The sequence below is a fragment of the Flavobacterium sp. genome (assembly GCF_032153895.1).
Taxonomy (GTDB): Bacteria; Bacteroidota; Bacteroidia; order Flavobacteriales; family Flavobacteriaceae; genus Flavobacterium.
The window spans coordinates 149460-159912 of sequence record NZ_JALDYN010000003.1; the positions used below are offsets into that span (position 1 = coordinate 149460).

Genomic DNA, 10453 nt, shown 5'->3' on the forward strand with positions numbered 1-10453 from the left:
ATGGTTTTCAGTAAATCTAAAATTGAAAATAGATTATCTGAAAAATTAGATTTATCAAGACTATCAACGGTATGTATTTGCTTGAAGTGATCACGGAATCAAATCATAAAACAATAAATAAATTGTTAGTAGAATAATTATAAAAAGCCTTGCATCTGCGAGGCTTTTTATTTCATAACTAACTCTTCCTGTCTCTATCTCCAGAATTTCCCTAAAAACAATCCTAATGCATTCTGGCGACAAACGATTGAAACCATCAAACCAACGAAAGATTTTAAAGCTTCAGATAAAACGCTTTCGTGTTGCTGGTTTGAAAAGAATTTGTTGATATTCTTTTCATTTACTAAAAGTTTATTCAAAAAGAATATTCGCATTTTGTCATTTTTTCTTTTCTTATATATAATTTTTTGTATAACTTTATTTACAAATTTTAAATAATTTTATATGAAAACAACACTTCTCTTGCTATTGTTCTGTTTTTCTATAGGATATAGCCAAACTGCACCGACTAATGTAGTGCTGTCTGAAAAGCAAATATCTGGTAATGCAGATAAAACTTTTGTCATTAAGGTTGATACCACCGGATCAGACAAACCTAATGTTACAATCGTTGTAAACTACAAAGGATATTTTGAACACAAGTTTGTAAAGCCCTTGAGTACCAAGAAGCAAATTTCTATTTGGACTGAAGACGAGAATGGAAAACAATCATCAGTTGTAAAACTGAACCCTAAAACTGATTCTGAAATTTTGGCTGAAATAACGAGCGGTAAAACTGTTCTGCCAACTAATATCTTGCCGACACCAGTTCCAGAACCCACTATTGAAAAAATAAACCCACAGCTAAATGAAATACAGCCCATTAATACTAAATACAACTTCAAATCATTTATTATAACAACTAACTTTTCAATACCAGTTGCGCGATTTAACACTGTAAATGATTCTGAAATTGATTCATCATCAAAGATAGGGGATATTATTTTATTCAATTCGATTGGAGCTGGAGCGGGAATATCTTGGGGTGAATTAGAAAGAACTACAAACGATAAAAGCGAAGTGATCAATTCTGATTTTACCCCTTTTTGGGGTGTTCAATTAGGTGTTTTGTTTTCAGCAGCTAGTGGAGATGCCACAAAAAACATATTTGCTCCTACATTATCTGCAAGTATTTTAGATTTTCAAGTTGGTTATGGTTACGAGCTTGGCACTATTGATGCTGGCCAAAAAAGAGATTTTTGGACAATCGCTTACGCAATACCTTTATCCAAATTAGTCAAAGGAAAACATTTTATTATCAATTCATCGAAAGGATATAATGAAACAAATCCTTTGCCTAGAGAAACAAAAGAAGATAAAGAAAGAAAATCTTTTTGGAGTTTTTTCTAAATTATACAAGGAGGTAGCGTATCGTACCTGCCTGATAGCGGAGATTTACTTTTTTAATTCGCTTCGTTCGGATGAAACCCGCGACTAAAAGCAAAAAAAACTACATCTTGTAAGGTGTAGTTTTTCTTTTAATATAGTTAGTATCTGATGTCGCAAAATGATTGAAGAAGAAATTTTGCAACACTTAATTTTAAAGTTTTAAATAAAATGCTTTAGTCAATTCAATGTATTCCATTGTATACTGATGCCTCGCCGTCTCAATAACCAATTCATCAATTAAAGGAGTTTGCTTGATACGACAAAAAGCCATTAGACTTCGCTTGATTTCTGTGGTTGGTGTGCCTTTCACACGGGTAATTTTCAGCGGAAATAAACCTCGCTCTGCACAAAGTGTAAGTAGTTTTTCTTCTTCTTTAAAAGGAATAATCAAAGCGAAAATACCATTATCCGATAGGAAAAAATCTGCCGCTTCCACCAATTCTTCAAAAGGTAACGAATCTTCAAAACGAGCACTGTCGCGTTGTTCATCACCAGATTTGTACTCATCTGTATAAAAGGGCGGGTTGGAAACAATTAAATCGAATTCCTCATCCACTTCATCCACAAATTCGTCTAAACCGGCATGATAACAATACAAGCGGTCGTTCCACGGGGAATTTTCGAAGTTTTCCGTTGCCTGTTCGTAAGCATCGGCGTCAATTTCGATGGCGTCAATCTGTTCCGCATTGCTGCGTTGGGCTAACATCAAAGCGATTAAACCGGTTCCGGCTCCAATATCGAGAATATTATAAGGATTGTTAATAAGCGGTGTCCAAGCACCCAATAAAACACCATCGGTACCCACTTTCATGGCGCATCGGTCTTGTTGAATGCTAAATTGTTTGAACTGAAAAGTCATTGGAGTTTATCCAAGATATAAATCCACCAAGCCTTCTGGTGTATCCAAAACCACTTTTTTATTAGCGCGGTCAATTTCGACAATAAAATCGTCAATCATCGGAATCAGGATTTCCGTGTCGTCTTTCATGATTTCGAAAAGTGGTTGTGCGGTAGAGTCGTTAATGGAAACAATTTTTCCGATGTTCCCTAAACGCACATCTTCCACATCAAAACCAATCACTTCGTGGAAGTAGAATTTTTTACCGTCCAATTTCGGCAGCATCGTAAGCGGCAAATAGATTTCGCTTCCCATGATTCGGTCGGCGTCGTCTTCGCTGTCTACTTCTTCAAACTTCACGCGTAAAAAGTCGCCTTTGTGAAGCTGGCTTCTTTCAATAAAAAATGGAACCAGATTTTTGCCGAATTCGACAAAAACTGATTCCAAATCTTCATACATTTCGGGTTCGTCCGTATCCAAATAAATAAGGACTTCTCCCTTAAAACTAAATTTTTTTGCGATTTTACCTAAATAGAAACAATCTTCTTTACGCATGGAACCGCTTTAAAATTAAGCTTCTGTTTCTTCGTTGTTTTCCTCAACAGCCGGAGTTTCTTCAGTTGTAGCTTCTGCTACTTCCTCAGCAACTTCTTCTGCTACCTCTTCAGTAGCTTCTTCAGCTTTTACAGCCTCAGCTTGAGCAGCGATACGTTTTTCGTTAGCAGCTTTTTCAGCTTTTAAAGCCTCAGCTTTAAGATCCGCTTTCGATTTTGCTAAACCGTCTTTTTTCGCAGTAACTTTTCCAGCTTTTTCATCTAACCAAGCAGCTAATTTAGCTTCCGCTTGTTCAGCAGTTAAAGCACCTTTACGAACTCCGCCTTCTAGGTGGTGTTTTAATAAAGCACCTTTGTAAGAAAGGATAGCTCTTGCAGTGTCAGTTGGCTGAGCACCGTTGAATAACCAAGTAACTGCCTTGTCCAAGTTCAAGTCGATAGTTGCAGGGTTAGTGTTTGGATTGTAAGTTCCGATTTTCTCTAAGAATCTACCATCTCTTTTCGCGCGAGCATCTGCTGCTACGATCCAGTAAAAAGGTTTCCCTTTTTTACCATGTCTTTGTAATCTAATTTTTACTGACATAATCTTTGTGATTAATTTGAGGTACTCGACCTCGGTTATTTAAGGGTGCAAAGATAGAAAAGTTTGGCATACAAACTAATGATTCTCGAAAAAAATATGTTTTGTATACAATAAAATTTTAAAAACAAAAAGCTTAATAATGAATGAATTAGATTTAAAAAAGTATACCTTTACCAAAATTTTAAAATACTAATATGAACATTTTTGTAGGAAGTCTTCCGTTTTCATTAGACGAAGCAGACTTAAGAGCGTCTTTTGAAGTGTACGGCGAAGTGACTTCAGTTAAAATCATCACTGATAAATTTACAGGAAGAAGTAAAGGATTTGGTTTTGTGGAAATGGAAAACGAAGCAGATGGTTTAAAAGCTATCGAAGAGCTTAACGGTGCAACTGTTGGCGGTCGTGCTATCGTGGTAAACAAATCGGAGCCAAAACCGGAAGGTGAAAGAAGAAGTTTCAACAACAACCGTTCTGGTGGTTACGGAAACAACCGCGGTGGTGGAAACTTTGGCGGTGGAAACCGTGGAGGAAGATACTAAAAGAAAGCAATTTCAATAAAGAAACCATCTCAATTGAGGTGGTTTTTTGTTTTTTGAGCGAAGGGTTTGAGCTTTCAGTAATCCTTATTCCCGTCTTCGCCTCAAGTTCCCGCAGTGGCGGGAAGCTACCGGCTCAACCTGGGCTAGAAAGGAGTGATCTTTTGTGTTTGTTAATAACTAAAATTGGCATTCCGCTTCTGAAAATGTATTTTTGTTTTGGCTCAAAAGGAGTCTATAATCTTTAGCTTACAATCTAAATATCAGCCTGATGTATTTAATCTTCGATACCGAAACCACCGGATTACCACGCAGTTGGTCAGCACCCATTACGGATACTGACAACTGGCCGCGTTGTATTCAAATTGCCTGGCAGTTACACGACGAATTGGGAAATCTGGTTGAGCATCAAGATTATTTGGTCAAACCCGAAGGCTTCAACATTCCCTATGACGCCGAGCGTATTCACGGAATCTCCACCGAACTAGCGATGGAGCAAGGTATTTCGTTACTGGAAGTCTTAGAGAAATTCAACATCGCTTTATCGAAGGCTAAATATATTGTAGGGCAGAATGTTGGATTCGACGTCAACATCATGGGGTGTGAATTCCACCGTATGAATGTAGGTTCCGACATGGTTAAAATGCCGGTGTTGGATACCTGTACCGAAACCACCGCAGAATTGTTAAAATTACCTGGAGGTCGCGGCGGACGCTACAAATTACCAACGCTAACGGAGTTACATCAATACCTTTTCGGAGAACCATTTGCAGAAGCCCACAACGCAACTGCCGACGTGGAAGCTACCACACGCTGTTTCTTAGAATTAATCAAGCGTGAAGTTTTTACCAAGGAAGAACTTGATGTAGCGGAAGATTATTACGACCGTTTTCGTGAGAACAATCCGCAGGAAATTCAATTAATCGGGTTAAAACACATCAACCTGAAAAAAGCGTCCGACGAAATTCGTGCGCGTTTAAAGCAGGTTCAGCAGGAGGAAGTTGTCACTACCGTTTCTGAAGAAGCTAAAAAAGATCTAGAACATGCGTCTTTTGCGCACTTGCATAATCATTCCCAATTTTCGGTACTGCAATCCACTATTTCAATCAATGATTTAGTAAATGCAGCAGTGAAAAACAAAATGCCAGCGGTAGCCATGACCGATGTGGGGAACATGATGGGAGCGTTTCACTTTGTGAGCGCCGTATTCAACCACAACAAAGCGGCAGAAGGTAAAAATAAAGCGGCTGAGGAAAATGGTGAAGCTCCAACCGAGACTATCGTAAAACCGATTGTAGGTTGTACGTTCAACATATGTGACGATCACAAAGACAAAACCAAAAAAGACAACGGTTATCAGGTTGTTTTTCTGGCGAAGAATAAAAAAGGCTATCATAATTTAGCCAAAATGGCGTCTATCGCCTATACGGAAGGCTTTTATTATGTGCCGCGTATCAATCGTTCGGTAGTCGAACAGTATAAAGAAGATATTATTGTTTTGTCGGGAAATCTCTATGGGGAAATTCCGAGTAAAATTTTAAATATTGGCGAAAATCAGGCGGAAGAAGCGCTAATCTGGTGGAAAGCCCAATTCGATAAAGATTTTTACATCGAACTAATGCGTCACAATCAGGAAGACGAAAACCGCGTGAATCAAACCCTGATTGCGTTTGCAAGAAAACATAATGTAAAACTGATTGCCACCAACAATACTTATTATGTAAGCAAAGAAGATGCCAACGCCCACGATATTTTGTTGTGTGTAAAAGACGGAGAAAAACAAGCTACACCAATAGGAAGAGGCCGCGGTTATCGTTACGGAATGCCGAATCAGGAATACTATTTCAAGTCGGAAGCGGAGATGAAAAAGCTCTTCGCCGATTTACCCGAAGCCATCATCAACATTCAGGAAATCATTGATAAAGTCGAAGCCTATTCGTTGTACCGCGACGTTTTGCTTCCCAAATTCGACATTCCAGAGGAGTTCAAAGTGGAAGAAGACAAAGCCGATGGCGGTGTACGCGGAGAAAATGCTTATTTACGTCATTTAACCTACACCGGAGCCGAAAGACGCTATCCTGAAATTACGGATGATATTCGTGAACGTCTGGATTTTGAATTATTAACAATTTCCAATTCGGGATATCCGGGTTACTTTTTGATTGTACAGGATTTCATCGCCGAAGCGCGTAAAATGGGTGTTTCCGTTGGGCCTGGACGTGGTTCTGCAGCAGGTTCAGCCGTAGCGTATTGTTTAGGAATTACCAACATAGACCCGATTAAATACGATTTGCTTTTTGAGCGTTTCCTAAATCCGGATCGTGTATCCATGCCCGATATCGATATCGATTTTGATGACGAAGGTCGTGGCTTGGTTATGGATTACGTAATTAATAAATACGGAGCCAATCAGGTAGCGCAGATTATCACATATGGTAAAATGGCAACCAAATCCGCGATTCGAGATACGGCGCGTGTATTGGATTTACCCTTATTTGAAGCCGATAGAATTGCAAAACTGATACCTGGCATGATGCCGAGCAAATGGAACTTAGCCCGTTTCTTAGCGGAAGACGAAGGCGAAGTAAAAAAAGCTTTAAAATCATCCGAGGAATTTGACCGAGTAAAAGAATTAATTGCTATTGCCAACGAAGAAGATTTAGCCGGAGAAACAATCCAGCAGGCAAAAATGTTGGAAGGGTCACTTCGAAATACGGGAATTCACGCTTGTGGGGTAATCATCACGCCGGATGATATTACGAATTTCGTTCCGGTTACCACCGCTAAAGATTCCGATTTGTACGTAACGCAGTTCGACAACTCGGTAGCCGAAAGTGCAGGACTTTTGAAAATGGATTTCTTAGGATTAAAAACCCTAACCTTAATAAAAGATACGGTCAAGTTGGTGAAATACCGCACCGGAACGCAGCTCGATCCGGATACGTTCCCAATTGACGACCAAAAAACATACGAACTGTTCCAAAGAGGTGAAACCGTTGGGATTTTCCAGTACGAGTCACCCGGGATGCAGAAATACATGAAAGAGCTGAAGCCAACCGTTTTCGGAGATTTGATTGCGATGAACGCGCTCTATCGTCCGGGACCGTTGGAGTATATTCCGTCGTTCGTTAAGCGTAAAAATGGCGAAGAGGAAATCACTTATGACCTTGATGCTTGTGAAGAATATCTTTCTGAAACCTATGGGATTACAGTATATCAGGAACAGGTGATGCTTTTGTCGCAGAAGCTGGCGAATTTCTCGAAAGGGGATGCCGACGTACTTCGTAAAGCGATGGGTAAAAAGCAGAAAGATGTACTGGATAAAATGAAATCCAAGTTCATCGATCAGGCAAAAGGGAACGGACACGACGAACAAAAACTAGATAAAATCTGGACGGACTGGGAAGCGTTTGCGAGTTACGCCTTCAACAAATCCCATTCAACTTGTTATGCTTGGATTGCTTATCAAACCGCTTATTTAAAAGCGCATTATCCTGCAGAATACATGGCAGCGGTGCTTTCCAATAACATGAACGATATCAAGCAGGTTTCGTTCTTTATGGAGGAATGTAAGCGCATGGGCTTAGATGTATTAGGTCCTGATGTGAATGAGTCGTTCTATAAATTTACGGTAAACGAAAACTACGCCGTTCGTTTCGGAATGGGAGCGATTAAAGGAGTAGGAGAAGGTGCTGTAAAAACGATAGTTGATACCCGAAAAGACGGTAAATACAAATCTATCTTTGATTTAGCCAAACGTATCGATTTGCGTGCCGCCAATAAAAAAGCTTTTGAAAACTTAGCCTTAGCAGGTGGTTTTGATTGTTTTGATAATACGCACCGCGCTCAGTATTTCCATCACGATGGCGATAACATTACTTTTTTAGAAAAGGCAATGCGCTATGGATCCAAAACGCAGGAAAATGAAAATTCATCGCAGGTAAGTTTGTTTGGCGATGCTTCCGAAGTGCAAATTCCAGAGCCGACCGTTCCGCCGTGTGAAGAATGGTTTACGATGGAAAAACTTGCCAAAGAGAAAGAAGTAGTCGGGATTTACATTTCTGGTCATCCGTTGGATGATTATAAGTTTGAGATGAAGTATTTCTGTCCGACGCGTTTGGAAGCTTTAAAAGATTTGAACCCGTTTGTTGGGAAAAATATAGCCGTTGGTGGTATCGTGACCAACGTACAGCATCGCGTAGCCAAAAATGGTAAAGGCTGGGCAACTTTTAATTTGGAAGGTTATGACGAAAGTTATGAGTTCCGCATTTTTGACGAGGAATATTTAAGGTTCCGTCATTATTTGGGACAAAATCATTTTGTGTACATCCGCCTGAACGTGAAAGAAGGTTGGGTAAATAAAGAAACCGGTAAACGCTCCGATCCGCGTTTGCAGTTTATGGATGTGTTGCAGTTGCAAGACGTCTTGCCAAAATTCTCTAAAAAACTGATTTTACAGTTTTCGATTAATGAATTGAAAGAACAATTAATCATGGAACTGAACGAGTTGTTTAAAGCCAATGGCGGAGAAACCACCGTAACTTTTGAAGTGATGGAACTGGAAAAGATAAAAACAATTGTAGAAGTTCCGGTTGTAGCGGAAATGAACGATTCCGATGAAGTAGGTGATGCGGATGAAAGTTTGGATGAGGTAGAAGTAACCCTTCCTGAAGAAAAAGAAGAAATTCGAATTGTAACGAAATTAAGCATGCCGAGCCGTAAGCTGAAAATAGGGATTTCCAATGCGGTTTTGCATGAACTGGAACGCTTGCAGGTTAATTTCAAGTTGAATTAATGAGATAATGCCCTAGCCCCGATGGCAGCGGCATCCTTTTTTGGTGTTAACGATTCTTGAGTCTGTCGAAGGGCGAAGTCACCGAAAAAGATATAGCGTACAGCGGGAAATAGCTTCTGATAAAAATTAACAATCGCAGCATAGTCAAAACTGATTTTCAAACGGTTTGCGATTCAAAATAAAGTACTATTTTTGTTTCACAATTTTAAACAACATTAAAATGGCATTAGCAATTACAGATGCTACTTTTGAAGAAGTAGTATTAAAATCAGATAAACCGGTATTAGTAGATTTTTGGGCAGCGTGGTGTGGACCTTGTCGTATGGTGGCGCCTATCATCGACCAAATCAGCGAAGAATATGCTGGTAAAGCCGTAATCGGTAAAGTTGATGTGGATGCGAACCAAGAGTTTGCTGCAAAATACGGAGTGCGTAACATTCCTACAGTATTAGTGTTCCAAAACGGAGAAGTGGTTGGAAGACAAGTAGGTGTTGCTCCTAAAAACACGTATACAGAGGCTATCGACGCTTTGTTGTAATCGTATAACAGTGTTCAAAATATAAAGGTTCGGCTTAGGTCGGGCCTTTTTTGTTTTAGAATCTTTTCAATATCTTTGAAAGATGAAGATCGAAGGTCAAATCGCCAAAATATCCAGTTTTCAGCATTTGGAATTGTTAGCCAACCAGATTGTGGAAGGCTTTATTTCCGGAATGCACAAATCGCCGTTTCATGGTTTTTCTGCTGAATTTGCTGAACATAAAATCTATAACGCTGGTGAAAGCACCAAGCACATCGACTGGAAATTGTTTGCTAAAACAGACCGTTTGTATACGAAGCGTTTTGAAGAGGAAACCAATTTGCGTTGTCATTTGATTATTGATAATTCGTCGTCGATGCATTATCCAAAATTAAACGACGGACAATTGTTTTACGAGAATAAAATTGGGTTTTCGGTCTTGGCTTCGGCTGTTTTGATGAATTTGCTTAAAAAGCAACGCGATGCAGTTGGTTTAAGTGTTTATTCGGATTCCTACGAATATTATGCTCCTGAAAAAGGAAGTGAACGCCATCACAGAATGCTGTTGAATCAGCTGGAAGGGATTTTGCAAACACAGAAAGAGACTAAAACCACCGATACGATTACGTATTTGCATCATATTGCTGAAAAATTGCACCGCCGCTCGATGGTAATTTTGTTTACCGATATGTTTCAAGGCGAAGATGATGAGCGTTTGTTTAAGGCTTTGCAGCATTTAAAACACAACAAGCATAAAGTGGTTTTGTTTCATGTTATTGATAAGAAAACCGAGTTTCAGTTTGATTTCGACAATGCTCCGAGAAAATTTATCGATTTGGAAACCGGAGAACAGGTAAATCTTTTTGCTGAAAATGTGAAAACCGAATATGAAAAGTTGGTTGAAGCTTATTTTACCCGAGTTGCCAATACGTGTTCACAGTATAAAATCAAATATGTTCCGGTATCGGTTGATGAGAAATTCGAAAAAATTTTAACCACCTATTTAGTTGAAAAACAAAGGTTTGGATAAGGTATAAATGTTAAAAAATAAAAATAATTAAAAAAATAGTTGCAGGATATAAAAAGCGTTGTATATTTGCATCCGCAATAAAGCACTGGTTTGGTAGTTCAGTTGGTTAGAATACATGCCTGTCACGCATGGGGTCGCGGGTTCGAGTCCCGTCCAGACCGCCAGTAAAAGA

The 10453-nt window shown here is 39.3% G+C and carries 9 protein-coding genes and 1 tRNA gene; 6 read left to right on the top strand and 4 right to left on the bottom strand.

What is annotated here, in order from left to right; translation table 11 throughout:
- Positions 1–194: 194 nt before the first annotated feature.
- The gene (locus RUH60_RS02695) at positions 195–374 is read right to left on the bottom strand and encodes a hypothetical protein (RefSeq protein WP_313805017.1); all 180 of its coding nucleotides are present in this window, start codon (positions 372–374) and stop codon (positions 195–197) included.
- Positions 375–444: 70 nt separating this feature from the next.
- Here RUH60_RS02695 and RUH60_RS02700 point away from each other — a divergent pair, with 70 nt between their 5' ends.
- The gene (locus RUH60_RS02700; RefSeq protein WP_313805020.1) at positions 445–1389 is read left to right on the top strand and encodes a hypothetical protein; all 945 of its coding nucleotides are present in this window, start codon (positions 445–447) and stop codon (positions 1387–1389) included.
- 190 nt (positions 1390–1579) lie between these two features.
- On the opposite strand, the gene RUH60_RS02705 is transcribed toward RUH60_RS02700, so the two are convergent.
- From RUH60_RS02705 to RUH60_RS02715, 3 genes are read right to left on the bottom strand one after another with little or no spacing between them, the layout of a single operon-like run.
- Positions 1580–2287: a methyltransferase gene (locus tag RUH60_RS02705; protein WP_313805023.1), complete on the bottom strand. Its 708-nt coding sequence runs from the start codon at positions 2285–2287 to the stop codon at positions 1580–1582.
- A gap of 6 nt (positions 2288–2293) precedes the next feature.
- The gene (gene rimM / locus RUH60_RS02710; protein ID WP_313805026.1) at positions 2294–2821 is read right to left on the bottom strand and encodes a ribosome maturation factor RimM; all 528 of its coding nucleotides are present in this window, start codon (positions 2819–2821) and stop codon (positions 2294–2296) included.
- Positions 2822–2836: 15 nt separating this feature from the next.
- On the bottom strand, positions 2837–3403 hold the full coding sequence (locus RUH60_RS02715) for a 30S ribosomal protein S16 (protein WP_313805029.1): 567 nt from the start codon (positions 3401–3403) through the stop codon (positions 2837–2839).
- 194 nt (positions 3404–3597) lie between these two features.
- On the opposite strand from RUH60_RS02715, the gene RUH60_RS02720 reads away from it, so the two are divergent.
- From RUH60_RS02720 to RUH60_RS02740, 5 genes are all read left to right on the top strand, one after another.
- Entirely contained in the window at positions 3598–3942 is a 345-nt protein-coding gene (locus RUH60_RS02720; RefSeq protein ID WP_313805032.1) for an RNA-binding protein, read from the top strand.
- A 268-nt stretch (positions 3943–4210) separates the two neighbouring features.
- The gene (gene dnaE, locus RUH60_RS02725; protein WP_313805035.1) at positions 4211–8734 is read left to right on the top strand and encodes a DNA polymerase III subunit alpha; all 4524 of its coding nucleotides are present in this window, start codon (positions 4211–4213) and stop codon (positions 8732–8734) included.
- A 220-nt stretch (positions 8735–8954) separates the two neighbouring features.
- Positions 8955–9272, top strand: coding sequence for a thioredoxin (trxA, locus tag RUH60_RS02730; RefSeq protein ID WP_313805038.1), 318 nt, complete (start codon positions 8955–8957; stop codon positions 9270–9272).
- Positions 9273–9354: 82 nt separating this feature from the next.
- The gene (locus RUH60_RS02735) at positions 9355–10281 is read left to right on the top strand and encodes a DUF58 domain-containing protein (RefSeq protein ID WP_313805041.1); all 927 of its coding nucleotides are present in this window, start codon (positions 9355–9357) and stop codon (positions 10279–10281) included.
- A gap of 87 nt (positions 10282–10368) precedes the next feature.
- Positions 10369–10445 (top strand) — tRNA-Asp (locus tag RUH60_RS02740).
- Positions 10446–10453 lie beyond the last annotated feature (8 nt).

Excerpts from the sequence above, each read along its gene's own strand:
- RUH60_RS02695 (WP_313805017.1), bottom strand. The coding sequence starts at position 374 with ATGCGAATATTCTTTTTGAATAAACTTTTAGTAAATGAAAAGAATATC.
- RUH60_RS02700 (WP_313805020.1), top strand. The coding sequence starts at position 445 with ATGAAAACAACACTTCTCTTGCTATTGTTCTGTTTTTCTATAGGATAT.
- RUH60_RS02705 (WP_313805023.1), bottom strand. The coding sequence starts at position 2,287 with ATGACTTTTCAGTTCAAACAATTTAGCATTCAACAAGACCGATGCGCC.
- rimM (WP_313805026.1), bottom strand. The coding sequence starts at position 2,821 with ATGCGTAAAGAAGATTGTTTCTATTTAGGTAAAATCGCAAAAAAATTT.
- RUH60_RS02715 (WP_313805029.1), bottom strand. The coding sequence starts at position 3,403 with ATGTCAGTAAAAATTAGATTACAAAGACATGGTAAAAAAGGGAAACCT.
- RUH60_RS02720 (WP_313805032.1), top strand. The coding sequence starts at position 3,598 with ATGAACATTTTTGTAGGAAGTCTTCCGTTTTCATTAGACGAAGCAGAC.
- dnaE (WP_313805035.1), top strand. The coding sequence starts at position 4,211 with ATGTATTTAATCTTCGATACCGAAACCACCGGATTACCACGCAGTTGG.
- trxA (WP_313805038.1), top strand. The coding sequence starts at position 8,955 with ATGGCATTAGCAATTACAGATGCTACTTTTGAAGAAGTAGTATTAAAA.
- RUH60_RS02735 (WP_313805041.1), top strand. The coding sequence starts at position 9,355 with ATGAAGATCGAAGGTCAAATCGCCAAAATATCCAGTTTTCAGCATTTG.